Origin of the sequence: Xanthomonas euvesicatoria pv. euvesicatoria (genome assembly GCF_020880415.1) — a bacterium.
Lineage (GTDB): Bacteria > Pseudomonadota > Gammaproteobacteria > Xanthomonadales > Xanthomonadaceae > Xanthomonas > Xanthomonas euvesicatoria.
Window position 1 is genome coordinate 41,311 of record NZ_JAJIUJ010000075.1, and the last position, 24,946, is coordinate 66,256.

A 24,946-nucleotide genomic window follows, 5' to 3' on the forward strand; every position below is an offset into this window, starting at 1 on the left:
TCCATCAGCGCGGGGTCTTGCGATTGCTTCTTCCCTGCAGGACATTGCCTCTTACAGAGAACGTGTGCGCCTGAAGCGAAGCCACGGGTGGTCGAACGACCGCGAAGCCTGGCGGCCTACCCTCACCAAGCCCTTCCTCGATGGGAGAGGGCTAGGTCTCGCCTCGACACGGTCTGTCGGCTTGGTCCGCACATTCGTGCTGATGTGCGGCTCGGCGCGCATCGCCTTGGCGCGTGCCTGTGCGTCGTCCGACAGCGCGCGCACTGCGCTTGCTAGCGACGACTGCACAACCGCCGTGCACACACAGCAACTGATTACTGCGCTGGTTGAGGCGCGGGCTGTTGCTGCGGTGCCTGCTGCGGCGTCTGCTGATTACCGAAATCCACCTGCGGGGCGCGCGAGATCTGCGCTTCGTTTTCCACGCTGAAATTGGGCTTGGGCTGGTAGCCGAAGATCTTGGCCGTGATCACCTGCGGGAACGAGCGGATGTAGGTGTTGTAGTCCTGCACGGTCTGGATATAGCGGCCACGCGCCACGGTGATGCGGTTTTCGGTGCCTTCCAGCTGCACCTGCAGATCGCGGAACGACTGGTCCGACTTGAGCTGCGGATAGTTTTCGCTGACCACCAACAACCGCGACAGCGCGCTACCCAACTCGCCTTGCGCCTGCTGGAATTGCTTCAACGACGCTTCGTCATCGGCGTTGACCTGGATCTGGCCCACGCGCGCACGCGCATTGGTCACTTCGGTCAGGACCTGGCGTTCCTGCTGAGCGTAGCCCTGCACAGTGCGTACCAGGTTGGGAATCAGATCGGCGCGGCGCTGATACTGATTGAGCACCTCCGACCAACCGGCCTTGACGCCCTCTTCCTTCTGCTGGATCGCGTTGTAGCCGCAACCGGACAGCGACGCGGTCAGGATCAGCAACACCAAGGCGCGAATCAGGACAGGCATGCAGGCGATTCCATTGGAAGAGAGCCCGAGCATGCCACGTGCCAAGTCAAGCCCGCATGCACACGCCCCTGCCCGGCTCGCCCTGCCTGCCGCGCGTCACCACAGCCGCGGCAACAGGATCAATCCCCAGCACAGCAGCACATTGATCAGCAGCACGAACACCGCCGCCGAGCCCATGTCCTTGGCACGCCCGGCCAATACGTGATGTTCCGGGCCGTAGCGTTCGATCACCGCTTCGATGGCCGAGTTCAGCAGTTCGGCCGCCAGCACGATCAACAGTGGTGCAATCAGTGCAATGCGCTCGAGTCCCGACTGCCCGAGCCACAGACCGAGCGGCACCAGCACTGCCGCCAGACAGACCTCCAGGCGGAACGAGGATTCGTGCAGCCACGCCGCGCGCAATCCCTGCCATGACCAGATCGCCGCCTTGAGCATGCGACGCGGGCCGCGCGGGACGTGCCCCAATTGATCGGCCATGCGTCAGTGCGTCCTGCCGCATGGGCGAAGAGGGGAACAAATCAAACGCATGGCATGGTCGCTGCTGGGGAAAGTGCGAATCTTGCACCGTGGCGCCCCGCCCCGCCAGCTACCGGCAGGTTTGCCCTCAGCTTCCAGCCTGGCGCACCATGGCAGCCCGCTTCACTTTGAAGGTTCCTGCATGACCATCCATCGCCTGCGCAGCGTGCTGTGCGCCCTAGTCCTCCTGTCCGGCCATGCGTATGCCGACGCCCTGCACACCGCTCCGGCGGTGCCGGCGCAGGTTTCCAATGCCGCTTGGGAACAAGACATGCAACGCTTCGCAGAGAGCGACGCGCGTCAGCCGCCGCCCAAGCACGGCATCGTGTTCGTCGGCAGCTCATCGATCCGGTTCTGGGAGACATTGGCCCAGGATTTCCCGGGCAAACCGGTGATCAATCGCGGCTTCGGCGGCTCGGAAGTGCGCGACAGCACCTGGTACGCAGACCGCATCGTGATTCCATACGGGCCACGCCAGGTCGTGCTGTACGCCGGCGACAACGACCTCAACAGCGGCCGCACACCCGAACAGGTGCGCGATGATGTGCTGGCATTCGTGGCACGTGTACGCCGCGACCTGCCCGAGGCACGCATCAGCTACCTGTCGATCAAGCCCAGCCCGTCGCGCGCGCAACTGCTGCCGGCGGTGATCCAGGCCAACCGCCTGATCAAGGACGCGCTAGCCCCGCTGCCGCGTGTGGACTTCGTCGACATCTACACCCCGATGCTCGATGCCAGCGGCAAACCGCGCGCAGAACTGTTCCGCGCCGACAGGCTGCATATGACGGCCGATGGCTACGCGATCTGGCGCAAGGTCGTGGCACCGGTATTGGAACAACGCTAGAACGCAACCGAGCCGATCCGGCGCGCCTGTCGCCGGATCGGCCGGCCTGCAGGGGAGGCGTTGGCTGCCGCTCCATGCCAGCGCGTTTTTTCGTGGCGGCAGCCTGCCGGCCCTGTTCCCACACACAACTGACGTAGGGGTCTGCGATTTGGGCACGTGGCGACCGCATTGGCGGTGTGGGCAAGAAATACCGGCAATGCCAAGCACCTGCAACGTCGCTAAAGGCACTGCAAACGTCCACGCGCCGGTGCACTGTTGGCACTACGTTGAGCCTTCCGGCTGCCGAGCGGTAAGTAGGGTGATCGAAGCGGTTAGCCGAGCGCGTGCAGCAGCGTTCGTCGTCTTCCTGCCGTGCCGCCTGACTGTTGAGCGGCAGCAAGGCGTCATCAGCAGGCGCCAGGACCACGAAGTGACGCCTCAGGCGACGACCACCGCTACGGACGTGCCGACGCCGGCTTGGCTCTGCAGTTCGATACGCCAGCCGAAGCGATCGCATAGCCGACGGACGATCGACAGGCCGAGCCCAGTGCCTTGCGGGCGGGTGGGGTCGGCGCGGAAGAACGGTTCGAACGCGCGGGCACGCGCCTCTTCGCTCATGCCAATGCCGGTATCGCGGACCACGATGCGGTCGTGGGTCACCTCCACCTCGATGCTGCCGGTATCGGTGTAAGCGCAGGCGTTACGCAACAGGTTGCTGAGCACCACCCGCATGACCCTGGGCGGGGCGAACATCTGCAGGCTGCGGTCGCCGACCATGCGCAACGACACCGGTTTGTCGCCAAGCAATTCGCGCGCACTTTCCAGCTCTTCGCTGGCAAGCTCGGCCACATCGAAATTTTCGCTTTGCGGGTCGATCTCGGCTTCGCGCGCCAAAATCAGGAAGGCATCGATCACCGCCTCCATATCGTGGCCGGCGCGCTGGATGCGACGCAGGCTGCGCTGCGTGCGCGCGGACAACTCGTCGTCGGCCAAGGCCATGTCGCTGGCCACGCGGATCACCGTCAGCGGAGTGCGCAATTCATGGCTGGCATCGCGGGTGAAATTGCGTTCGCGCGCGACATGCTCGCTGACGCGCAGCCCCAGCGCATGCAGCGCGGCGGCCAGTTGGCGCGTTTCGCCCTGCAATTCGGCAGGCAGCCGCTCCGGAGCCAGTTCGTCCACATCCGGGTTGCGCGGGTCCCAATGCGAGACGCGCCGGGCCAGCCAGCTGATCGGCGAGACCAGCCGCTTGGAAACCCGATAGGTGAACCAGGACACGCCATAGATCGCCACCAACACCACGATTGCCGGCACCACACCGAACCACAAGGTCAGATGCGCCGCACGCGAGCGCGGAAACACCAGATACAGCCGCCCCTCCGGGCGTTGATCGACATACACCAGCGCATCGGCGGCAGCCACTTCGCTGAAACCCGGAGACAGGTTGCGCAGTGCGGCCGGTGCAGCCTCGGCGGCGGTACCGGCGGGCGAAAAATACCCTTGGATGTTGCGTGTATTGGGCGGCCGGTTGTCCGGCACGCTCTTTTGCATCTGCCAGAAATGCACGGCCTCGTCGGCGAGCACGGTGCGCACCAGGCTGTATTTGATGACGAACGACACCAGGTACCCGGCCAGCACCAGCGCCAGGCTCGCCAGCGCGACCTGCAGCAGGAAGGCGAGACGTATTTTTCTCGGAAGCCCGTGTGGCATTACTGCATCCAGGGAAGAGCGCCGGAGTATAGGCAACGCTTCCGTGAGTCCTTCGTGCAACCAGCCGGCAGCACAGGAGATCGATCGGCGCATGAGCGCCTATACAGCGGCCGGCCGCCAGAACGGCGGCCGGCGCGTGACATCACGCCATCGGTTGGGCGATGTCGGCGATGCGATAGCCGGCGCTCTGCACGGTGTGCAGCAGCGGACGGTCGAACGGCTTGTCGATGATCTTGCGCAGGTTGTACAGATGGCTGCGCAGGGTGTCCGAATCGGGCAAACCGTTGCCCCAGATTTCGCGCTCGATTTCCTGGCGGGTGACCACACGCGGCGATTCGCGCATCAGGATGGTCAAAAGGCGCAGGCCGATCGGCGAGAGCTGCAGCTCGGTGCCGGCACGGGTGGCGCGCATGCTCACCGGGTCCAGCACCAGGTCGGCGACCTTGAGCACTTCCGAGCCCACCTGGCGACGCTCGCGGCGGATCAGGGCACGCAGGCGCGCCTCCAGTTCCTGAATCGCAAACGGCTTGGTCAGGTAGTCATCGGCGCCAAAGCCCAGGCCGGTGAGCTTGTCGTCCAGCGTGTCGCGGGCGGTCAGCATCAACACCGGTGTGGACTTGCGTGCGTCGTTACGCAGGCGGCGACACACTTCGATGCCGTCCAGGCGTGGCAGCATGAGATCCAGCACGACCACGTCGTAGCTGTTCTCCGCGGCAAGACGGTAGCCGTCCAGGCCGTCCTGCGCGTAGTCGACCTCGAAGCCACGGCCTTCCAGGTACTCGCCGATCATTTCGGAGATATTGCGGTTGTCTTCGACGACCAGCACGAGGCCACGTTTCCTTGGTCTGACGCATGGACTTTCCTCGGTCTTCAGCTTTGTGAAACATGCCGGATCGACGGTGGAAAGAGCGTGAAGACCGGATAACGTTTCGTGTTCCGCGGCATTTAGCGGCCGAGCAGCGGGCGCAATGCCGGCCATACCGTCTCCAGCACCTTCGGTTGCGCGGCGGCGGTGGGGTGCAGACCGTCCGCCTGCATCAGGCCGGGCTGCAGCGCGACCTTTTCCAGGAAGAACGGCACCAGCGCGGTCTTGTACTGTGTGGAGAGGTCCGCATAGGTCGCCTTGAGCCGCTCGCGGTAGGCTGGGCCGTAATTGGGCGGCACGTCGATCCCGAGCAGCAGCACCTTGGCGCCGGCGTGCTGGCTGAGCTGGATCATCTTTTCCAGGTTGCCCTTGAGCTGGGCCGGGGTCAGCCCGCGCAGCGCGTCGTTGCCGCCGAGCTCGATGACCACCACGCCGGGGCGGTGTTTTTCCAGCAGGCCCGGCAGCCGGGTCAGCGCGCCGGAGGTGGTTTCGCCGCTGATGCTGGCATTGACGACTGCCGGTGGCGTCGCCATGTCACGCTTCAGGCGCTGGTCCAGCAAGGTCACCCAGCCGGACTGCACCGGGATGTTGTGCGCAGCGCTCAGGCTGTCGCCCACCACCAGGACCGGCGCAGTGGCGACCGGACTTCTGGCAGAGGCAATCCCCGGCGCAAGCAGGGAGAGTGTCAGCAGCCACAGGGCCAGCACGCCATATCGCAGTGTTCTTTCACGCATTCGGAGATTCCTCATCGACAGTCTGGCCCCCCGCTCCAGCACCCGCACCGCCATCGACGTTCGCGAGGTCGGCAAGTCCGTCAGTGGCCCGGAGGGAACGCTCCACATCCTCGACAACGTGAGCTTGACGGTCAGTGAAGGCGACAGCATCGCCATCGTCGGCGCGTCCGGTTCCGGCAAGACCACCCTGCTCGGCCTGCTGGCCGGGCTGGACCTGCCCAGCCGCGGCAGCATCGCGCTGGCGGGCCAGGACCTGGGCCAGCTCGACGAAGAAGCGCGCGCTGCGCTGCGCGCCCGCGACGTCGGCTTCGTGTTCCAGAGTTTCCACCTGCTGCCGGCGCTGACTGCCGAAGAAAACATCGCACTGCCGCTGGAACTGGCCGGGCGCGAGGATCCGGCGCGGGTGCGCGAAGTGCTGGAGGCCGTGGGCCTGAGTGCACGTGCGCGGCATTACCCGCGCCAGCTGTCCGGTGGCGAGCAGCAACGCGTGGCGTTGGCGCGCGCCTTCGTGGCCCGCCCGCGCATCCTGTTCGCCGATGAGCCCACCGGCAGCCTCGACCAGGCCACCGGCGCGCAGATCAGCGACCTGTTGTTCGCGCTCAATGCCACCAGCGACACCACCCTGGTGCTGGTCACACACGACATGAGCCTGGCGCAGCGCTGCAGGCACATCTACCGCATCGACAGCGGCCGCCTGCACGCACAGACCGGTCCGGCGGCATGAACGTCGTGCGCCAAGCCGCGCGCGCCGTGCGCCGCGAATTCCTGGCCGGCGATCTGCTGACGGTGTTCGCCGCGCTGGTGCTGGGCGTGGCGGTGATGACCGCGGTGGGCACCCTGGTCGACCGGGTGACGCTCGCGCTGACCTCCAGCGCGGCCGAAGTGCTCGGCGGCGATCTGGGCGTGACCGGGCGGCAGGAGATCCCGGCCGACTTCGCCGCAGAAGCCCAGCGACGCGGCCTGCAGAGCACGCGCATGGTCAGCTTTCCCAGCGTGCTGTTCCATGGCGATGCCAGCCAGATGGCCAATATCCGCGGCGTTGGCCCCGGCTACCCGCTGCGCGGGCAGTTGCTGGTGTCCAAGGACGGCACCGGGACGGAAGGCAGCGCCGCCAGCGCACCGCCGCCGGGCCAGGCCTATGCCGATCCGCGCCTGCTCGAAGCGCTGGGCCTGCACGTGGGCGAGCAACTGGAATTCGGTGCCGGCCATCTGACCATCACCGGCGTGTTGCGCGCCGAGCCCGATGCCTCCGGGGAGCTGATGCAGCTCTCGCCGCCGCTGCTGGTCAATCGCGCCGATATCGACGGCGCCGGCCTGCTCGGCCCAGGCAGCCGCGCCTCCTATCGGTTGATGTTCGCCGGCGCACCGGATGCCATCGCCGATTTGCGCGCCTGGCTCAAGCCACGCGCCAGCGAGTATCGCCTGGTGGGTATTGAAGACACCCAACGCGGCATGCGTGCGGCGTTTGATCGCGCCGGCCGCTTCCTGGCCTTGTCGGCGTTGCTGGCGGTGCTGTTGTCCGGCGTGGCCACGGCCCTGGCAGCGAACCGGTTTGCGATGCGACGCATCGACACCGTGGCGGTCTTGCGCTGCCTGGGCGCACGCCAGCGCGACATCCTGGCAATGCTGTCGCTGCAGTTGCTGCTGACGGCGATTCCGGCCTGCCTGGTCGGTATCGGGCTTGGCATGCTTGCGCAGGAAGGCCTGGTGCAGGCGCTGGGCAGCCTGATCCCGAACCGGTTGCCGCTGCCGCAGGCCACCCCTGCCCTGGCCGGTGCGGGCATCGGCCTGGTGCTGTTGCTGGGCTTCGGCCTGCCGCCGCTGCTGCGGCTGCGCAACGTGCCACCGATGCGCGTGCTCAACCGCAGCTTTGCTGCAGTGCCACCGAGTTCGTTGCTGGTGTATGGCGCCGCCCTGGCCGCCACGCTGGCGCTCACCGTCTATGCCACCGGCAACCTGGTATTGGCCGGCTGGGTGCTGGGCGGCCTGGCCGCGCTGGCACTGGTGGCGATGTTGCTGGGGCTGGGCCTGCTCGCGTTGCTGCGACCGATCCAGCACCGTCTGCGCGGTGCCTGGAAACTTGGCCTGGCCTCGCTGACACGGCGCCGCGGCTTGAGCGTGGTGCAACTGGTCGGGCTGTCGCTGTCGTTGTGCGCGCTGTTGCTGCTGGCGGTGGTCGGCCCGGGCCTGCTCGGTCAATGGCGCGACCGCCTGCCGGCCGATACGCCCAACTACTTCCTGATGAACATCCAGCCCGAACAAACCCAGCCGGTGCTGCAGACGCTGCGCGGCCTGGGGGTGAATGATGCGGCCGTGGAGCCGTTTTCCACCGGGCGCCTGGTGGCCATCAACGAAAAACCGCCGGTGCGTGGCGACCGCGACCCGGCCGACGATGGCGACGGCGACAACCGCCCGGTGAATTTTTCCTGGCGTCACGCGTTCCCGCCGGCAAATACGCTGCTGCAGGGCAAGTTCTGGGCGGCCGACAGCACCGCGGCGGAAGCCTCGGTGGAAGAAGGCTGGGCGCAGCGCTACCAGCTCAAACTGGGCGATCGCATCACCCTGCTGCTGGGCGAACAGCAACGCACGTTCACCGTGACCAGCATCCGCAAGGCCGATTGGGATTCGTTCCGGGTCAACTTCTTCCTGCTGCTCAATCAAGGATCGGTCGGCGATGCGCCGTACAACCTGATTTCCGCCTTCCACCTGCCGCCGGGCAATGCGTCCAAGCTGGCGGCGCTGAGTCGCGACTATCCGAACATTTCGTTGCTGGATATCGATGCCATCCTGGGCCGCGTGCGCGAGGTCATCGACCAGGTGGCACAGGCGGTGCAACTGGTGATGGGCTTCAGCCTGCTGGCCGGCGTGCTGGTGTTGCTGGCCGCATTGCAGGCCACCGCGGGCGAACGCCGTTACGACAGCGCAGTGTTGCGCACCCTGGGCGCACGCCGTGGCCAGCTACGCGGTGCGGTGCTGGTGGAATTCGGCGCGCTTGGCTTGCTGGCGGCGACGCTGGCGGTGACCGCTGCGGCCGTGATCGGCGCGGTCGTGGGGAAGCAGGCGTTCGAGATGGCGTTGACACCGGATTGGCCGCGCCTGCTGCTCGGCGGCGCATTCGGGCTGGCCTTGAGTCTGTTGGCGGGTTGGTCGGGCACGCGGCGCATCCTGTCCACGCCGCCGGCATTGGCATTGCGGAGCGAATAAGCGCGGGTAAAACGCGTCGCATGCGGGCAACGGCATGCGACGCGCGGCCCGGTGGCTGTGCTGCAGGCCAGCTCACGGACGCTGTGGCGCGCAGCGTGAGGGGCCTTGCTCTTCTGTGAGTGCTGCATATGTCTGCAGCGCATAAGCACCTTGCAAATCGTACGTTCGCAGCGGTGGCACGACTGCCTAGAGTGGTATGTCCGGCCGCCGGCCCAGGCGGCCTTTCGTTGCCGTCGAGGTGCCACGTCATGGCCAGCATCACTTCCGCAGCGCGTGTGCACACGCCGCGCGATGCGTCTTCCCCCGTGCAGAGCTCCAGCGTCAGGATCGTGCCATTCGACGCTCCGCTGGGCGCCGAAGTGATCGGGCTGGACCTTGCGCAACCGCTGGACGCCGCCACCTTCGCGCGTATCCATCGCGCGCACCTGGATTACCACGTGCTGGTGTTTCGCGATCAACGCATCACACCGGCCCAGCAGGTGGAATTCAGCCGTCGCTTCGGGCCGCTGCAGATTCACGTGCTGCGCAACTTTCAACTGCGCGGGCACCCGGAAGTGCTGGTGGTGTCCAACATCAAGGAGAACGGCGAGCCGATCGGCCTGGGCGATGCCGGGCATTACTGGCACTCGGATCTGTCGTACAAGCAAACACCGAGCCTGGGGTCGCTGCTGCATGCGCAGGAGCTGCCCGGCGAAGGCGGCGACACCCTCTTTGCCAACCAGCACCTGGCATGGCAAACGCTGCCCGAATCGCTCAAACGCGCCGTGCAGGACCTGCGTGCCGAACACAGTTATCTGGCCAAGTACGAGGAGTTGCGCGCCCGCAATCCGTGGCGGCCGGCACTGACGCCGGAGCAGATTGCCGAAGTGACACCGGTGCAGCACCCGGTGGTGCGCACGCATCCGGAGACGGGCCGCAAGGCGCTGTTCGTCAGCGAGCATTTCACCACGCGCATCGTCGGCTTGCCCGAGGACGAAAGCCGCGCGCTGTTGCAGAGGTTGTTCGAACACTCCACGCATGCTGGGCTGGTGTATCGGCATCGCTGGCAGCCGCACGACATGGTGTTCTGGGACAACCGTTCGGTGATGCATCTGGCTGCAGGCACGCCGGATCATCTGCGCCGTCGGCTCAACCGCACCACCATCGAAGGCGATGCACCGTTCTGAGCCTGCACCTGTTCCCTCCCCTTCCCGACTGGAGCGCCGCATGCGTTTGACCGTCACTTCCCACGCTCCTGCGCCGCGCCGGCGTTTTTCGCGGCGCATCGCGCTGCTGGTGTTGGCCGCGCTGCCGCTGTTGCACAGCGCGCATGCGCAGGCCGAAGGCAAGCTGCGGATCGCCAAGCAATTCGGCATCGTTTACCTGCTGCTGGACGTGGCGCAGGACCAGAAGTTGATCGAACAGCAGGGCAAGGCCGCCGGTGTGGACATCGACGTGCAATTCCTGCAGCTCTCCGGTGGGGCGGCAGTCAACGATGCGTTGTTGACCGGTTCGATCGATATCGCCGGTGCCGGTGTCGGGCCGCTGTTCACCATCTGGGACCGCACGCGCGGCCGCCAGAATGTCCGCGGCGTCGCATCGCTGGGCAATTTCCCGTACTACCTGATCAGCAACACTCCGCGCATCAAGTCCATCGGCGATTTCACGCCAAAGGACCGCATTGCGGTGCCGGCAACAGGTGTCTCGGTGCAGTCGCGGTTTCTGCAGCATGCCTCGCAACAACGCTGGGGCGACAAGGGCACCCATCAGCTCGACGCGCTACAGGTCGCCTTGCCGCATCCGGATGCCGCCGCGGCGATCATCCGTGGGCGTACCGAAATCACCGCGCATTTTGCCAGCCCGCCGTTTCAGGAGCAGGAACTGGCGCGCAACCCGGCCGCGCATATCGTCACCAGTTCCTACGAGATCGAAGGCGGCCCGTCGTCGGCAACGGTGTTGTACGCCACCGAAAAATTCCGCAAGGACAATCCCAAGACCTACCGCGCGTTTGTCGCCGCACTGGACCAGGCGGCGAAGTTCGTCACGGCCCATCCGGAGCAGGCGGCCGATATCTTCCTGCGTCGTAATGGCTCGGGCATCGACCGCGCGCTGGTGCTGCAGATCCTCAAGGACCCGAAAGTGCAGTTCACCGTGGCACCGCAGAACACGCTGGGGCTGGGCAAGTTCATGCAGCACAGCGGGGCGATCAAGCAGGCGCCGGGCAAGGCGGGCGATTACTTTTTCGACGACCCGCTGATTGCGGGCGGGAGCTGAGCGATGAGCACGCCCCTGCTGCAGGTCGATCATGTCAGCCTGGAATATGCCTCGGCCCAGCGCGTGGTGCGCGCGACCCATCGCGTGCGCTTCGATGTGCACGAAGCCGACCGCTTCGTGCTGCTGGGGCCCTCAGGCTGCGGTAAATCCACATTGCTCAAGGCGGTGGCCGGTTTCGTTGCGCCGCGCGAAGGACAGATCCGCCTGCAGGGTCATGCGGTCACCGGTCCCGGGCCGGACCGGGTGGTGGTGTTCCAGGAATTCGACCAGTTGGCACCATGGAAAACCGTGCGCGAGAACGTGGTGTTCGGGCTGCGTGCGGCGCGCAAACTCGGCCGTGCCGAGGCGCGCGAGCGGGCAGACGACAGTCTGGCCCAGGTCGGGCTGAGCGGATTTGCAGATGCTTACCCGCACACCTTGTCCGGCGGCATGAAGCAGCGTGTGGCCATCGCACGCGCCCTGGCGATGCGCCCGCGTGTCCTGCTGATGGATGAACCGTTCGCGGCACTGGATGCGCTGACGCGTTCGCGCATGCAGGAGCAGGTGCTGGAATTGTGGGAACAATTGCACTTCACGCTGTTGTTCGTCACCCATTCCATCGAAGAAGCATTGGTGGTCGGCAATCGCGTGTTGCTGTTGTCGCCGCACCCGGGCCAGGTGCGCGCCGAACTCAACGCGCATGCCTTCGGCCCGCACAGTGCCGGCAGCGTGGCCTTCCAGCAGACCGCGCAACGCATTCACCGGCTGCTGTTCGATCTGCCCGATGACACGCTGGACGACGACAAGGTGGCACCGCTGCGTCGCCCGTCCCTGCGCCAACGCGAGGCGCTGACATGAGCCGCAGTACCGCAAGCGCAGTGCCGCCGATTCCACCGGTGCGGCCCGAGTACGAAGTGGCACTGACCCCGCTGGACCCTGCCCTGGGCGCCGCGACCACGCCCACGCGTTGGCACGCACCGCCCTGGCTGCGCAAGGCATTGGTGCTGGTGGTCTTGGTCGCGGCATGGGAAATCGCCGCGCGGCTGGTCGGCGACGATCTGATGCTGCCCGGCGCAGTGCAGACCGCGCGCGCGTTCTACGACGGGCTGCTGTCGGGCGAACTGCTGCGCCGGGTCGGTGCGTCGTTGCGCGTGCTGGCGCAAGGTTATGCGCTGGGCGTGCTGCTGGCGTTCGTGCTGACCGCGCTGGCCGCTTCCACGCGCTGTGGCCGCGATGTGCTCGGCACGCTGACCGCCATGTTCAACCCGCTGCCGGCCATTGCGCTGTTGCCGCTGGCCTTGCTGTGGTTCGGGCTGGGCACCGGCAGCCTGGTGTTCGTGCTGGTGCACTCGGTCCTGTGGCCGCTGGCGCTGACCACCTACGCCGGCTTCCAGGCGGTACCGGACACGCTGCGCATGGCCGGGCGCAACTACGGCCTGCGCGGCCCGCGCTATGTGGTGCAACTGCTGGTTCCGGCGGCGCTGCCGGCGATCCTGTCCGGGCTGAAGATCGGCTGGGCATTCGCCTGGCGCACCCTGATCGCCGCCGAACTGGTGTTCGGCGCCACCTCCGGCCAGGGCGGCCTGGGCTGGTACATCTTCCAGAACCGCAATGAGCTTTACACCGACAAGGTCTTCGCGGGGCTGGCAATGGTGATCGTGCTGGGGCTGCTGGTGGAGGGCGTGGTGTTCCAGGCGATCGAGCGGCTCACGGTGCGTCGCTGGGGCATGCAGCGCTAGCGCGGCCCCGGCGGCACGGTCGCGTGCGCTTAACGAAGTTGGCTTATGCTTCGGCCCCCATTCTCTGCCGCTCGCCGCCATGCCCACTGCCCCCTTCACCGCCTACCTGTACCCGGTTCTGCTGCTGATCGCCAGCAACGTGTTCATGACCTTCGCCTGGTACGGGCACCTGAAGTACAAGACCACGCCGCTGATGATCGCCATCCTGGTCAGCTGGGGCATCGCGTTCTTCGAATACTGCCTGCAGGTGCCTGGCAACCGTCTGGGCAGCGCGGTGTATTCGGCGCCGCAGCTCAAGGGCATGCAGGAAGTGATCACGCTGCTGGTCTTTGCCGGTTTCTCCACCTTCTACCTGGGGCAGTCGCTGAAGTGGAACCATTGGGCCGCGTTCGGCCTGATCCTGGTGGCCGCGTTCCTGATGTTCAAGGAATAGAGGCAAAGCGCCCTCTCGCTCGTAGGCGCGCACCCGGGGTCGGCCTCGCAAGAGCCCCCTGCGGTGCGTGGGCCTTACCGGGAATGCCATATCGCGCCCGGATGCGCTCCTACGGCGTCAGGGTGCCTAGTTCGCCGGTTCGACCCACCGTGCGAACACCGCATCGATTTGCGCGTCCTTGACCGGCTTGCCCTTCTGCGCTGACTCGGCCTGCTCGAACATCGGTACGATCATCGCCATGCCGTCCGGCTTGGTTTTCAGATGCAGACCCGGTGGCGTTTGCAGGAATGCGGCCCAGCGCGCGCGCACCTTGGCCCAATACCCCTGTGTGCCTTTCCAGTACGCATAGGCCGGGGCGAAGTCCACCTCGGTGGTCTTGCGGTAATCGTTGAAGCCGAACTCGCGTGCAATCGCTTCCTGGGTGCCGTCGGGCTTGCGCAGCACCTTGGTGTTGAATTGTTCGTGGGTCCAGCCGTTCGGCGTCAGCGTGTGCCGGTTGATCACCGATAGCGCGTTGTAGTCGCTGCGCCTGGTGTACTCGCGCCGCGGCAACGGGCGCCAGCTGGGATCGCTGGTCCAGGTGGGGTGGCCATCGGCGTAGTCCCAGCGGCCGGTGCCGCAATAACGCGGCGCGTCGCTGACTTCGTACACACATTGCGTCCAGGTGCCGCTGGTGATGGCCGGCGCCAGCGCATGCACCGTCCAGGTCTGCTCGGCGGTGAATTCAAACCGTTGCGGTGCTTCGAAGGTCCAGTCCTGCCGCCAATGCTTGGTCACGTGCCCGGTCTTTTCGTCGACCAGCACGTGCTGCAGCACCAGCCTGCGCGGCGAATCCTCCACCACGATGACCACTTCGCTGGCGCCGCTGCGCATCGCCGAAGCGCGTTCGTAGCCGGGCTTGAGCAGCACGGTTTCGTCGAACGCGAAATCCACCGCGTACTCGCCCTGCATCGCCAGGATGCTCTGCCGATCGCGCTGAGCATCGGCGGCGGCAATCAACGGCAACAGGCTCAGTGTGGCGGCGACACAGCGGGAGAACAATCGCCTCATCGGCACTCTCGGTAGTCATTGGGGAACATCAGGGACGCGCGCGCAGCAGCGACATCGTCATGACACGGGGTCGGCACCGCGGGCATTCACCGCGGCAGTACGCAGCGCTGCAGCGCGCGCGCAGCAACAATCGTCCACGACCACGCGGCCGTCGATGCCCTCGTCGCGCGCCAACCGTGCAGCAACCTCAGCGCCCAGCGCAGAGACGGTGGCCAGGCTGGCGGTGATGGGGTGACCGTGGGTGACCGTGGCTGGCCGCAGGCTGCAAGCGCAGCGCGCTCAAGCGCCATGCATCGCCGCGCATGCGTCCGGCCAGGCGGCGCCATAGCCGTTCGCCGACGCCCAGTTCGTGCGTGTCCATCGGCAGTGGCGGCAGCCGAGAGACCAGGCGGTCCCAGCTCAGGAAATCGCTGTCGGGCAACAGGCAAAGCCGCCAGCAGCACTGTCCTGCCGCATCGAAGAACCAGATGCCCTCGTGCACGCCGTCGCTGTCCACCCGACGGGACGCGGCTGCAGCGACTGCGTGCTGCCAACCATCCAGTTCGTTGCCCAACGCAGGCCGATACAGGCAAAGCACCGTCCCTAGCGCCGCCAACTGCTGTGGTCGTGGCAGTGCCGCGCGGGTAGCGCGTGCATGCAGGGGCAACGGGATGGCGCGGAGGTTGGGCATGGCCGCTACCAGTTCACGGCCAGGCTGACCGAAGCAGTGCGCCCGGCGCCAGTGAAGCGGTCCAGCACCGTGCTGCTGGCCAGCGTGCCGTTGGGCAGCGCGTTCCAGTCCACGTAACGGCGATCGGCCAGGTTAAACACGCCTGCGGTGAGCTTGGCGCCGGGCGCGAATTCCCAATGCCCCATCAGATCCAGCGTGGCGTAGCCGGCCGGCACGTAATAGCTGTCCAGCTGCGGGCGATGTTTGCGGGCCACAAAGGTACCGATCACTTCTGCGCCCCAGCGATCACTGTCGAAGGCCATGCCAAGCGTGCCGCGCAACGGGTCGACCGAACTGAGCGGCGTGCCGTCGGTGAGGTTGTCGCCTTCCGCATAGGCAACGGCACTGTTCAACGACCAGCCTTGCCAACCCGCCAGCATGCCCAGATCGATGCCCGCGCGCGCCTCTGCGCCCTTGATCACCACATCGTCCACGTTGCGCGACTGGAACAGCGCCAGCCCGTCGGCATTCACGCCAGCCGGCGCATACGATTCGATGAAGTTGCGATAGTCGGTGTAGTACACGGCGAGCCCGAAATAGCCGACCGCATCGTTGAAACGCAGGCCCAGTTCGCCACCGCGGCTGGTCTCCGATTTCAGATCCGGATTGGCGATGGCGGTGTAGCGCGCCTGCAGATTGGTGAAACCGATATTGACGTCGTTGTACGGCGGCGCGCGGAAGCCATGCGCGTAATTGGCATACGCCGACCAGGCGTCCGAAAACCGCCACACCGCACCGAACTTGGGAGACACCTGGGTCTCGTCGATGGTCTCGGCGGCAACGCCGGGATTGTCTTCGCGGAAGATGTCGTCCACCTGCGGCGACAGCCGGAAATAATCCACGCGCACGCCCGGCGTCAGCGACAGCTGGCCATCGAGCAGGCCGATCTCGTCCTGCGCATACAACCCGAGCTTGGTGGTTTCGCTCATCGGGAAATCGCGCACCGGAAACACGTCCTGACCGACGCGATTGCTCACCACGCCATTGGCCAGATTGACCGAATAGCCGTCGCGCTTGGCGCGCGTATCGGTCCAGGTGCAATCCAGCCCATAGGTGATTTCGTGGCTGAGGGTGCCGGTTTCGATGGACTTATGCGCGTTGACCAGCAGGCCGTAAACACGCTGATCGAAATTATGTTCGTTATGCCGGCGCGTGGTGTTGCCGCGCAGTTCGTTGGTGCGTTGCAGGCTCTCGCTGTCCTGGCGATACAGCTGCCACTGCAGATCGTCGGTCCACACGGAATCCAGCGCATCGACTTCATGCCGCAGCGAGACCCGCGCACGTGTCTGATGATCGCGTCCTTGCTGCGACAGGATGCGTAGCGACGCCGTCGGACTCCGCGTATCGACGCCGGTCAATGCATCGATGCTGCCGTAGTCTTCGTTGCCTTCGACCGTGAGTTTGAAGCGCTGTTGTGCGCTTGGGGCGTACACCAGTTTGGCGAGCACACTGCGCCCATCGATGCGCTGCGGATTGGCCGCAGTGCGGGTGAAATCGCGGCTGCGGTCATCGCCCTGGTTTTGCGCCTCCTGGCCCTGGCGATGACTCACCGCCACCAAGCCGCTCCAGCGTTCGCCACCGAACGCGCCGGTGGCACCGGCAAACAGGCCGTTCCAGTCGCCTTCGTAGCCGAACTTCAGGCCGACGTAGCTGTGCTTGTCTGCGCTCAGATAGTCCGACGGATCCTTGGTGACGAAAGCGACCACGCCGCCCAATGCATCCGAGCCATACAACGAGCTGGCCGGCCCGCGTACCACTTCCACGCGCTTGAGCGTTTCCAGGTCGACGAAGTTACGGTTGGCGTTGAGATAGCTGCCGAAGCTGAAGGTGTCCGACACCGGCACGTTATCCACCAGCATCGCCACGCGGTTGCCATCCAGCCCGCGGATGCGGATGCCGTTGGCACCGGTGAAGCGGCCGCTGGTGCTGGTGACCGACACGCCCGGCGTGTAGCGGAACAGATCCTTGAGTTCGCGCACCAGTTGGTTGTCGAGCTGTTCGCGGTCGATCACATCCACCGTGCTGGGCACATCCACCAGCGCGCGCTGGGTGCGCGTGGCGGTGACCTGGAGCCGGTCGAAGTCGTGCACCTCACGCGCACCCTCCGCTCCGGCATCGCGTTCGGCAGCACGGGCACACAAGGAAATAGCGGGCAGCGCCAGCGACAGCGCGACCACCAGCGGATGCAGGCGGATCATCAGGAACCTTTACGCGTCCCCCGGCGGCGCGGGCGGCATAAGCCAAACGCGGCAGGGAAGATGGAGTTGAGTGGCGGGCGGCGGCGGCAGCGCCCGCTGCGATCTTGCGCACACGCGTCGAGCGAGTACGCAAAGATGGGATGCGATGGCAATCGAGCGTTGCGCGCAGAGCAGGATCGCGTCATCGGCACTGACGGCGGACGGCGATCGTTGCGGCAGCGGCTGTGCGCAGCCCAGTGGCTGGAATTACTTGGTCAGGATCAGCTTGTCGTTGCTGGTGTGGCGCAGGCGATAGACGCGATCGCCGTGCTGGATCAGCACTTCACGCCGGCCCTTGAGCAGCGCTTGGCTGCTGATGAGCTCTTCGGCGGGCACGGCGCGCGGCGTGGCGCGGTCGCGCAGATTGACCGGTTCGGAGCAAAGCAGCACGGGGTGTGCGGTCATGATCTGGTTCTCCAGGCGGTTGGCCAGACAAATAATAACCATTCTCATTTAATGATCAAGAGCCATTCTCATTTGAAAGGTGGGATGTTTAAATCGCCCCTTGATTTTCGATTGACCACAGCAATCGAACGGATGGTGTGTCGCTGCCCTCAGCTGCGGTGACTGCTACAAGCATCGACCGCAGCACTCGATCGACCCAATGGCTCAGCGCGTGCTCGACTCCACCTGCGCCCACCCGGCGTCATCGACCTGATCCAGGGTGTCCAGGGCACCGAGATTCTCTTCCAACTGTGTGACCCGGCTCGCGCCCAGGATCACGCTGGACACATGCCGGTTGCGCAGGCACCAGGCGATGGCCAACTGCGCCGGCGACTGGCCAAGCTCGGCCGCCACCGCGCAGAACGCGCGGGCGCGCTCCAGCCGGCGCGCTTCCGGCGCGCCCAGCACTTCGTCCTGCAACCATTGGTTACCCGGCTGGCCCAGACGGCTGTCGGCCTCCACGCCCGCGTTGTACTTGCCGGTCAGCAGGCCCGAGGCCAGCGGCGACCAGATCGTGGTGCCCAGCCCGCTCTCGCACAGTGGCGCGTATTCGCGCTCCAGCCGCTCGCGATGCAGCAGGTTGTATTGCGGCTGTTCCATCGCCGGCGCATGCAGATGTTCGCGTTCGGCAATGGCGATGGCCTCGCGCAACTGCGCGACGCTCCATTCGGATGTGCCCCAGTACAGCACCTTGCCCTGGCGGATCAGCGCATCCATGGCGCGTACGGTTTCCTGGATCGGGGTGTCCGGATCGGGCCGATGGCAGTAATAGAGGTCCAGGTACTCCACGCGCAGGCGCTTGAGCGCGGCGTGGCAGGCATCGGTGACATGCTTGCGCGAGAGCCCGCGCTGGGTCGGCCGCGGGCTGTCGACCGCACCGAAAAACACCTTGCTCGACACGCAGAAGCCATCGCGCGGCAAACGCAGATCGGCGATCACATCGCCCATCACTTCCTCGGCGCGGCCGCGCGCGTAGACCTCGGCGTTATCAAAAAAATTGATGCCGTTGTCCCAGGCGGCGGCAATTAGATTGCGCGCTTCGCTGCGCCCGATCTGTTTGCCGAAGGTGACCCAGGCCCCGAACGACAAGGCCGATAGCTGCAGCCCGGTGGAACCCAGACGTCGGTAAAGCATGGCGAACTCCCGCAACCTCCAGGGCACCTGCCCTGGACCGGCGTGCGCAGTGTAGGCCGTGGCGTCGGGCAGGCACAGCGCGCGGCGTGTGCAGCGCCGTGCATCGACCTGTTCCCGGCTCGACTGCCTGTTCGCAGCACCGCCTGCACTGCGCATGCATCGTGATCGGCGCTTTTGTCGGTGTTGGTCTGCCGTTGGTGGTTATCTGCACCGAATGCTTCGGCTTGCGTGGGCGTTTCCACGCCTACATGCGCGATGCGTCACCATCAATCCACACGTGACAGACGCGAGACCCTGCTGCAGCGACTGCTTGCCGATCAACAGGCAAAATCGCCGGCGTGTGGCGTCGCAACCAGGGTGGGGCCATTGGTGGCATGCATGCGCCAGATAGCCGCATGGACGGATTGACGGCGTGCCCCGACACCGGATGCGGCACCGTGCCTGGAGACACCAGCGCATGACGCCGGCGGACATGCGTGCAACGGTCAGCAGCACTCGCGCACAAACGCCAACCGTCCCAGGCCATCTGCACCAAAGACACCCCGCCCGATGAAGCGGAGCAGCAACGACAGCCGTAGCAGTCGCAGCAGTAGATCCAATCACGCGCTTCAGCCACTCCAGGCTGCGCGGCAGTTCCCCCGAACGCTGACGCATGACGGTGAACACCGCATCCGGGCGGGCGTCACGACCGCCACCAGCCGCGCCGCCACGCGATGAACACCGCCCACCTCGCCCATGCGGACTCCCGACTTTGCGCAAGCACGGTCCCACAGCGCGCCAGCGCGGGCCTGCCCGTGCCCGCCGCCTCTCGTCTGTGGGCCGACCGAGGCCATCTGAATGCCCCTCGCCTTGCCCCCTGTCACCCCCTGCTCTAGGCTTCCCGTTTTGCCGTCAGCAGCCCGGGGATTGGAATGGTCGAAGGTTTGGGAAGGATCGGTTTCGGCCTGTTCGGTCTGGCGGTGCTCATCGGCATCACCTGGCTGTTTTCGAGCAACCGCCGCGCGATCGACTGGAAGCTGGTCGCCACCGGTCTGGCCCTGCAGATCTCGTTCGCCGCACTGGTGTTGCTGGTGCCGGGCGGGCGCGACGTGTTCGACGCGCTGGGCAAGGGCTTCGTCAAGGTGCTGAGTTTCGTCAATGAAGGGTCCACCTTCATTTTCGGCAACCTGATGAACATCGACAGCTACGGCTTCATCTTTGCGTTCCAGGTGCTGCCCACCATCATCTTCTTCTCGGCGCTGATGGGCGTGCTTTATCACCTGGGCGTGATGCAGATGGTGGTGCGTGCGATGGCGTGGGCGATCACCAAGGTGATGCGCGTTTCCGGTGCGGAAACCACCAGCGTGTGCGCCAGCGTCTTCATCGGCCAGACCGAAGCGCCGCTGACCGTGCGCCCGTATATCCCCAAGATGACCCAGTCCGAGCTGCTGACGATGATGATCGGCGGCATGGCGCATATCGCCGGTGGCGTGCTGGCTGCATATGTCGGCATGCTCGGCGGCAGCGATCCGGCGCAACAGGCGTTCTATGCCAAGCACTTGCTGGCCGCCAGCATCATGGCCGCGCCCGCCACGCTGGTGGTCGCCAAGCTGCTGGTGCCGGAAACCGGCACCCCGCTGACCCGCGGCACCGTCAAGATGGAAGTGGAAAAAACCACCAGCAATGTCATCGATGCGGCCGCGGCCGGTGCCGGCGACGGCCTGCGCCTGGCGCTGAATATCGGCGCGATGCTGCTGGCCTTCATCGCGCTGATCGCGCTGATCAACGCACCGCTGACCTGGCTGGGCGAGGTCACCGGCGCCGCCGCGCTGCTGGGCCGCCCGACCAACCTGTCGACGATCTTCGGCTACGTGCTGGCGCCGATCGCCTGGGTGATCGGTACCCCGTGGGTGGATGCGACCACGGTCGGGTCGTTGATCGGCCAGAAGGTGGTGATCAACGAGTTCGTCGCTTACAGCGAGTTGTCGCGCATCGTCAAGGGCGAAGTGCCGGGCGTAGGCCTGAGCGCAGAAGGTCGCCTGATCGCCACCTACGCGCTGTGCGGCTTCGCCAATTTCAGCTCGATCGCGATCCAGATCGGCGGGATCGGCGGGCTGGCGCCGGAACGTCGTCACGATCTGGCCAAGTTCGGCCTGCGTGCGGTGCTCGGCGGTTCGATCGCTACCTTCATGACCGCTACCATTGCCGGGGTGCTGTCGCATTTCGGTTGAGGCGGTGCGGGTTCATCGGCGTGACGGTCTAATCACTGCGCGCCGCGTTTCATCCAGTCTTTCAAGTCAGTCATTCAAGGCAAGGTATTTATGAGTTCGGTCGTCGTTGTCGGGTCCTTCAATGTCGATCACGTGTGGCGCTGCGATGCCTTGCCGGTGCCGGGCGCGACCATCGCCGGGCGCTACAGCACCGGCCCGGGCGGCAAGGGCTTCAATCAGGCGGTTGCGGCCGCACGCGCTGGCGCCAAGACGCATTTCTTGTGCGCGCTGGGCGACGACGCCGGTGGTGCGCTGGCACGCTCGCTGGCCGCGCAGGACGGCTTTTCGCTGATCGCCGAGCCCAGCAATGAACCGACCGGCACCGGCGGCATCTATGTCGACGGGCACGGCCGCAACACCATCGTGATCGGCGCCGGCGCCAACGCCGTGTTGAGCCCCGCCTTCATCGAGAACCAACGCCCGCTGGTGGCTGCGGCAAAGGTGTTGCTGGCGCAGCTGGAATCCCCGGCCGAGACGATCGAGTCCGCACTGGCGCTGGCGCACGAATGTGGCGTGCTGACCGTGCTCAATGCCGCACCGGCCAATGCACCGACCTCGATTGGCCTGCTCAAGCTCTCGGATGTACTGACGCCCAACGAAACCGAATTCGCCGCACTGCTCGGTCGCCATGTCGGCGAGCGCATCAATGCCGACGACGTCGCCGCGCTGGACGGCAATACGTTGCATTCGTTGTGCCGCAAGCTGCTGCCGGGCGGTACCGTAGTGGTGACCCTGGGCGCGGTGGGCGCCTTCATTTCGCACGCCGAAGAACAGCTGCGCGGCGATAGCCAGGCGCATTACCGCGTGGGCGCGGAAAGCGCGCAGACCATCGACACCACCGGCGCGGGCGATGCCTTCAACGGTGCGCTGGTTGCCTCGCTGGCGCAGGTGCCGGCTGCGAGCTTCGCAACCCACGTGCGCTTTGCCACCCGTTATGCGGCGCGCTCCACCGAGGTGGAAGGTGCGGCGGTGTCGATGCCGCGGCTGCGCGCGGACGACTGAGACCACGGTTCACTGCCATTGGCGTGCGCCACGCGCGCATGCCCTCGACACCGCACCCACGCAGGCGCCCAGGTTTTTTCCAGGAATGCGCGTGCATGTCCCGCGCCCAATGACGATCGCGACAAGCGGTTGGCCGCGTCGCTGCGCATCGCGCCGAACGATGTGACGCTGCAACGAGCGCATGTCTGCTTTCGCCACGCTGCGCACGCTCTGCTGCCAACGTCACACCACCGGCTGCGCCATCGCGACGCCACGTGACCCAGCGCTGTTTTGGGTGCTCGAAAAACGAAAGCGCATCGCATAAAGCGTGCTGATCGGCTGCACGCGCTAGCGCGCTATCTGCGCTTGCCTACTATCGCCGCACCACCGGGCGTACCACGACCATTGCCTGTTGTCATGCGAGGACGCTCCTGGCGGCGCGGCTTACCGAGATGCGTCTGCATCGTCGACTGGCGCATTACCGCCTCACGCAATGGCAGTGACGCGGTATGCCTGGCCCTGCCCCCCAAGCTCAACGGAACTACCGATGATCCTGCGTCGATCGCGCACGCCATTCCTGCTGCCCTGCGTCCTACTTCCCTGCCTGCTCAGCTCCTGTGGCGGCGACGCCGCCGATGCCGGCACCGCTGCGACCCCATCGCCGGCGGCGACGGTCACCGTGAGCGCCCCGCGCGCCATGGCGCCAACCTCTACGCAGGCGTCCACGGCAACGGCGAGCGCCAGCACCGACCCGGCATTCCGGCGCAGCCTCGCGCCCGATAAGCCGATGTTCGTGATCCATGCCGACACCTGGAACGCCGCCGATCCGCAGAAGATCATCGACCTGATTCCTGCAGACCTGCGCCCCTACACGGTTCTGCTGATCTCGCTCTCGATCAGTCACAAAGGCGCCACCGACAATCAGTGCAACTGGAACCAGGTGGCGAACGGGATCGAGACGGCACGCTCGTGGATCAAGACAGCTGCGGCCAACGGTGTCTGGGCGATGGTGCAACCGTCCAGCGGCGGCTTCAGCCACTTCCCCGACTATCCCAACGGCACCGATCTGGAATCGACGGTCTACGGTGAGTTCTTCCGCGACTACCCGAACTTCCTCGGTTTCAACTACGCCGAGCAGTTCTGGGGATTCGACGAAGCCTGCTCGGTCTCGGCAGCGCAGCGCTGGGAGCACTGGGCCAACCTGCTCAAGCTGACCAACAAGTACGGCGGCTATCTGGCGGTGAGCTTCACCGGCGGCTTCTGGGGCGCAAACATCAACCCGCTGGCAATGGTCAAGCGCAACGAGGCCTTACGCACCGCCCTGGGCAGCTATGCCAAGAATTTCATCATCCAAGAAAAGTTCACGATGAACTACGGCTACCACGACATCGAAAGCGTCAGCCTGGGCATGTTTCTGTCGGGATTTGCGGGCCATTACGGCATCCGTCCTGACAGCAGCGGCTGGTACGCCGCCGATGGCAGCGCCTATCCTCTGGCCGCGGGCGCCCCGCATCTGATCGAGCACCTGACGCTGACCGGCGAAACCTATTTCGATGGCCCGGAACTGATCTGGACCGATACCGTTCAAAGCCTGCCAAACGGGACCACCGCCGACGGCTACAACACGCGGCGCTGGCAGTTCTTCCCGCAGTTCAAGAACATCCATATGGATGTCTACCGCAAGATTCTCGACGGCACCTTGCACATCCTCGATCGCCAGCAGGTGATCGACCGCACCAAGCTGGTAGTGGTCGACGACACCACCAGCGGCAACGATCAGAGTCTGTATGCATCGCCGGAAACGCTGTTCTCCGGCCTGTATCTGATGGACGACGACGGCACCTATCTCAACCAGCACAGCTGGTACAAGAAGACCGGGCGCTACCCCGCCATCCCGACCGTATGGCAGTTGAGCGATGACCTTTCAAAGTCCTTCCCCGTACAGGTCAAGCGCAGCGCGTACGCCACCCGCTGGCCCTCCATCGCCGCCAAGACCCAGGAACTGAATGCCTTGTTCCCGCAGGAATCCACCGGCGATCTCTATGTGGCACGTCAAGACAACACCTGGGTCACCTACAACCCCTACAAGACCAACAAGACTGCCAGCGGCGCGTTCAACCTGAAGTACAACAGTTGCGCCGCGCTCAACATGACCTACGGCCCCTACACGACGGGCGTGGTCAAGGAGTTCGCCGACGCGGTGTCGGTCTACCTGACCAATTTCGATTCGGAAACCGGCCCGCTCAAGACCGACACCATCACCATCAGCGGCGCCAGCGCCACGCCGACCTATACCTTCGCCGATCGCGGCGAGCACCAGGCCAGTACCATCACCGCCACGCCCAGCGGCGATGGTCTGACCTTGAACGTCGCCCACAACGGGCCGCTGGACATCACCATCCAGTGCTCCGGCTCGGCCACCGGACGCGCTAGCGCCGCGGCGGTCACACCACTGCAGGCACCGGCTGCGCCACCCGCCTATACCGGCGTGCGGCAATACGAAGCGGAGAACTTCGACTTCCTGCGCATCGGCAGCCTTGTCGCCAATGGCGTCTCCGGCGCAGTGCACAACTACCAGGGGTTGGGCTATGTCGACTTCGGCGGCAACCCCGGCGCGCGTTTGCGGACCACCATCAACGTGCCGCAGGCGGGAAGCTATACGCTGGCCACGCGCTATTCCGCACCGGGCACAAGCGTCGGTAGCGTAGACCTGTACGTCAATGGCGTGCGTGTCGGCACCCCGGCCTTCGCCCAGACCAGTTCGGCCAGCGACTGGGCCAGCAGTCCGCTGACGGCAACCTTGCGTGCCGGCAACAACATCGTCGAATACCGCGCCAGTGTAGGCACCCAGGCCAAGCTGTACCTGGATAATCTGGCCGTCTGGCAGTAGGCGATACCACAGCGGCGGTGCCGGCCATGCGGCCCGCCTGCTG

Annotated in this window: 20 protein-coding genes and 2 pseudogenes; 12 read left to right on the forward strand and 10 right to left on the reverse strand. The window is 65.6% G+C overall.

Annotated features, from left to right (window positions below; translation table 11 throughout):
- Window positions 1-314: 314 nt before the first annotated feature.
- Together LN450_RS13055 and LN450_RS13060 are read right to left on the reverse strand one after the other, a co-directional pair.
- Window positions 315-953, reverse strand: coding sequence for a LemA family protein (locus LN450_RS13055; RefSeq protein ID WP_014089429.1), 639 nt, complete (start codon window positions 951-953; stop codon window positions 315-317).
- Window positions 954-1,049: 96 nt separating this feature from the next.
- Window positions 1,050-1,430: a diacylglycerol kinase gene (locus tag LN450_RS13060; protein WP_005910722.1), complete on the reverse strand. Its 381-nt coding sequence runs from the start codon at window positions 1,428-1,430 to the stop codon at window positions 1,050-1,052.
- A gap of 181 nt (window positions 1,431-1,611) precedes the next feature.
- Between LN450_RS13060 and LN450_RS13065 the strand changes: the two genes are divergently transcribed.
- On the forward strand, window positions 1,612-2,313 hold the full coding sequence (locus LN450_RS13065) for an SGNH/GDSL hydrolase family protein (RefSeq protein ID WP_011346470.1): 702 nt from the start codon (window positions 1,612-1,614) through the stop codon (window positions 2,311-2,313).
- Window positions 2,314-2,730: 417 nt separating this feature from the next.
- Here the strand turns inward: LN450_RS13065 and LN450_RS13070 are convergent, their stop codons facing one another.
- From LN450_RS13070 to LN450_RS13080, 3 genes and pseudogenes are all read right to left on the reverse strand, one after another.
- Window positions 2,731-4,002 carry a sensor histidine kinase gene (locus LN450_RS13070; RefSeq protein ID WP_039417740.1) on the reverse strand — a complete coding sequence of 424 codons (1,272 nt, stop codon included), beginning with the start codon at window positions 4,000-4,002 and terminating at the stop codon, window positions 2,731-2,733.
- 142 nt (window positions 4,003-4,144) lie between these two features.
- A pseudogene (locus LN450_RS13075) lies at window positions 4,145-4,856 on the reverse strand (response regulator transcription factor).
- A 91-nt stretch (window positions 4,857-4,947) separates the two neighbouring features.
- Window positions 4,948-5,616 (reverse strand): arylesterase, encoded by a 669-nt coding sequence (locus LN450_RS13080; protein ID WP_011346468.1) that lies wholly within the window; start codon window positions 5,614-5,616, stop codon window positions 4,948-4,950.
- 103 nt (window positions 5,617-5,719) lie between these two features.
- Here LN450_RS13080 and LN450_RS13085 point away from each other — a divergent pair, with 103 nt between their 5' ends.
- From LN450_RS13085 to LN450_RS13115, 7 genes are all read left to right on the forward strand, one after another.
- Window positions 5,720-6,325 carry an ABC transporter ATP-binding protein gene (locus LN450_RS13085; RefSeq protein ID WP_011346467.1) on the forward strand — a complete coding sequence of 202 codons (606 nt, stop codon included), beginning with the start codon at window positions 5,720-5,722 and terminating at the stop codon, window positions 6,323-6,325.
- Window positions 6,322-8,805: an ABC transporter permease gene (locus LN450_RS13090; protein WP_011346466.1), complete on the forward strand. Its 2,484-nt coding sequence runs from the start codon at window positions 6,322-6,324 to the stop codon at window positions 8,803-8,805. Before LN450_RS13085 ends, LN450_RS13090 begins: the two co-directional genes overlap by 4 nt.
- Window positions 8,806-9,053: 248 nt before the next feature.
- Complete coding sequence (locus LN450_RS13095) at window positions 9,054-9,971, forward strand: TauD/TfdA dioxygenase family protein (protein WP_011346465.1); 918 nt, start codon at window positions 9,054-9,056, stop codon at window positions 9,969-9,971.
- A 40-nt stretch (window positions 9,972-10,011) separates the two neighbouring features.
- Complete coding sequence (locus LN450_RS13100) at window positions 10,012-11,058, forward strand: ABC transporter substrate-binding protein (protein ID WP_011346464.1); 1,047 nt, start codon at window positions 10,012-10,014, stop codon at window positions 11,056-11,058.
- Between the two features lie 3 nt (window positions 11,059-11,061).
- A complete protein-coding gene (locus LN450_RS13105) occupies window positions 11,062-11,895 on the forward strand; it encodes an ABC transporter ATP-binding protein (RefSeq protein WP_011346463.1) in 834 nt (277 codons plus the stop codon).
- On the forward strand, window positions 11,892-12,776 hold the full coding sequence (locus tag LN450_RS13110; RefSeq protein ID WP_011346462.1) for an ABC transporter permease: 885 nt from the start codon (window positions 11,892-11,894) through the stop codon (window positions 12,774-12,776). The genes LN450_RS13105 and LN450_RS13110 overlap by 4 nt, the downstream gene beginning before the upstream one ends.
- 79 nt (window positions 12,777-12,855) lie before the next feature.
- Window positions 12,856-13,209 carry a DMT family protein gene (locus LN450_RS13115; protein ID WP_005910790.1) on the forward strand — a complete coding sequence of 118 codons (354 nt, stop codon included), beginning with the start codon at window positions 12,856-12,858 and terminating at the stop codon, window positions 13,207-13,209.
- 126 nt (window positions 13,210-13,335) lie between these two features.
- Here LN450_RS13115 and LN450_RS13120 read toward each other — a convergent pair whose 3' ends face one another.
- The 5 genes and pseudogenes from LN450_RS13120 to LN450_RS13140 all read right to left on the reverse strand — a co-directional run bounded on the left by LN450_RS13120 (window position 13,336) and on the right by LN450_RS13140 (window position 18,783).
- Window positions 13,336-14,259: a DUF6607 family protein gene (locus LN450_RS13120; RefSeq protein WP_011346461.1), complete on the reverse strand. Its 924-nt coding sequence runs from the start codon at window positions 14,257-14,259 to the stop codon at window positions 13,336-13,338.
- Window positions 14,260-14,287: 28 nt separating this feature from the next.
- Window positions 14,288-14,929, reverse strand: a pseudogene (locus tag LN450_RS13125) (Hemin transport protein).
- A gap of 5 nt (window positions 14,930-14,934) precedes the next feature.
- Window positions 14,935-17,166, reverse strand: coding sequence for a TonB-dependent hemoglobin/transferrin/lactoferrin family receptor (locus tag LN450_RS13130; RefSeq protein ID WP_011346458.1), 2,232 nt, complete (start codon window positions 17,164-17,166; stop codon window positions 14,935-14,937).
- 246 nt (window positions 17,167-17,412) lie between these two features.
- Complete coding sequence (gene hemP, locus LN450_RS13135; protein ID WP_170808555.1) at window positions 17,413-17,652, reverse strand: hemin uptake protein HemP; 240 nt, start codon at window positions 17,650-17,652, stop codon at window positions 17,413-17,415.
- A 162-nt stretch (window positions 17,653-17,814) separates the two neighbouring features.
- Window positions 17,815-18,783, reverse strand: a complete 969-nt coding sequence (locus LN450_RS13140) for a potassium channel beta subunit family protein (protein WP_011346456.1) — start codon at window positions 18,781-18,783, stop codon at window positions 17,815-17,817.
- A gap of 911 nt (window positions 18,784-19,694) precedes the next feature.
- Between LN450_RS13140 and LN450_RS13145 the strand changes: the two genes are divergently transcribed.
- The 4 genes from LN450_RS13145 to LN450_RS13155 all read left to right on the forward strand — a co-directional run bounded on the left by LN450_RS13145 (window position 19,695) and on the right by LN450_RS13155 (window position 24,903).
- Entirely contained in the window at window positions 19,695-20,993 is a 1,299-nt protein-coding gene (locus LN450_RS13145; RefSeq protein WP_008573564.1) for a NupC/NupG family nucleoside CNT transporter, read from the forward strand.
- A gap of 90 nt (window positions 20,994-21,083) precedes the next feature.
- Window positions 21,084-22,034, forward strand: coding sequence for a ribokinase (locus LN450_RS13150; RefSeq protein WP_008573562.1), 951 nt, complete (start codon window positions 21,084-21,086; stop codon window positions 22,032-22,034).
- A 181-nt stretch (window positions 22,035-22,215) separates the two neighbouring features.
- The gene (locus tag LN450_RS23185; RefSeq protein WP_256127295.1) at window positions 22,216-22,338 is read left to right on the forward strand and encodes a hypothetical protein; all 123 of its coding nucleotides are present in this window, start codon (window positions 22,216-22,218) and stop codon (window positions 22,336-22,338) included.
- A gap of 222 nt (window positions 22,339-22,560) precedes the next feature.
- Complete coding sequence (locus LN450_RS13155) at window positions 22,561-24,903, forward strand: glycoside hydrolase family 98 domain-containing protein (RefSeq protein ID WP_011346454.1); 2,343 nt, start codon at window positions 22,561-22,563, stop codon at window positions 24,901-24,903.
- Window positions 24,904-24,946: the final 43 nt, after the last annotated feature.

What these genes read in the sequence shown, in the direction of transcription:
- LN450_RS13055 (WP_014089429.1), bottom strand. Translation starts at nt 953, where the DNA reads ATGCCTGTCCTGATTCGCGCCTTGGTGTTGCTGATCCTGACCGCGTCG.
- LN450_RS13060 (WP_005910722.1), bottom strand. Translation starts at nt 1,430, where the DNA reads ATGGCCGATCAATTGGGGCACGTCCCGCGCGGCCCGCGTCGCATGCTC.
- LN450_RS13065 (WP_011346470.1), top strand. Translation starts at nt 1,612, where the DNA reads ATGACCATCCATCGCCTGCGCAGCGTGCTGTGCGCCCTAGTCCTCCTG.
- LN450_RS13070 (WP_039417740.1), bottom strand. Translation starts at nt 4,002, where the DNA reads ATGCCACACGGGCTTCCGAGAAAAATACGTCTCGCCTTCCTGCTGCAG.
- LN450_RS13080 (WP_011346468.1), bottom strand. Translation starts at nt 5,616, where the DNA reads ATGAGGAATCTCCGAATGCGTGAAAGAACACTGCGATATGGCGTGCTG.
- LN450_RS13090 (WP_011346466.1), top strand. Translation starts at nt 6,322, where the DNA reads ATGAACGTCGTGCGCCAAGCCGCGCGCGCCGTGCGCCGCGAATTCCTG.
- LN450_RS13095 (WP_011346465.1), top strand. Translation starts at nt 9,054, where the DNA reads ATGGCCAGCATCACTTCCGCAGCGCGTGTGCACACGCCGCGCGATGCG.
- LN450_RS13100 (WP_011346464.1), top strand. Translation starts at nt 10,012, where the DNA reads ATGCGTTTGACCGTCACTTCCCACGCTCCTGCGCCGCGCCGGCGTTTT.
- LN450_RS13105 (WP_011346463.1), top strand. Translation starts at nt 11,062, where the DNA reads ATGAGCACGCCCCTGCTGCAGGTCGATCATGTCAGCCTGGAATATGCC.
- LN450_RS13110 (WP_011346462.1), top strand. Translation starts at nt 11,892, where the DNA reads ATGAGCCGCAGTACCGCAAGCGCAGTGCCGCCGATTCCACCGGTGCGG.
- LN450_RS13115 (WP_005910790.1), top strand. Translation starts at nt 12,856, where the DNA reads ATGCCCACTGCCCCCTTCACCGCCTACCTGTACCCGGTTCTGCTGCTG.
- LN450_RS13120 (WP_011346461.1), bottom strand. Translation starts at nt 14,259, where the DNA reads ATGAGGCGATTGTTCTCCCGCTGTGTCGCCGCCACACTGAGCCTGTTG.
- LN450_RS13130 (WP_011346458.1), bottom strand. Translation starts at nt 17,166, where the DNA reads ATGATCCGCCTGCATCCGCTGGTGGTCGCGCTGTCGCTGGCGCTGCCC.
- hemP (WP_170808555.1), bottom strand. Translation starts at nt 17,652, where the DNA reads ATGGTTATTATTTGTCTGGCCAACCGCCTGGAGAACCAGATCATGACC.
- LN450_RS13140 (WP_011346456.1), bottom strand. Translation starts at nt 18,783, where the DNA reads ATGCTTTACCGACGTCTGGGTTCCACCGGGCTGCAGCTATCGGCCTTG.
- LN450_RS13145 (WP_008573564.1), top strand. Translation starts at nt 19,695, where the DNA reads ATGGTCGAAGGTTTGGGAAGGATCGGTTTCGGCCTGTTCGGTCTGGCG.
- LN450_RS13150 (WP_008573562.1), top strand. Translation starts at nt 21,084, where the DNA reads ATGAGTTCGGTCGTCGTTGTCGGGTCCTTCAATGTCGATCACGTGTGG.
- LN450_RS23185 (WP_256127295.1), top strand. Translation starts at nt 22,216, where the DNA reads ATGTCTGCTTTCGCCACGCTGCGCACGCTCTGCTGCCAACGTCACACC.
- LN450_RS13155 (WP_011346454.1), top strand. Translation starts at nt 22,561, where the DNA reads ATGATCCTGCGTCGATCGCGCACGCCATTCCTGCTGCCCTGCGTCCTA.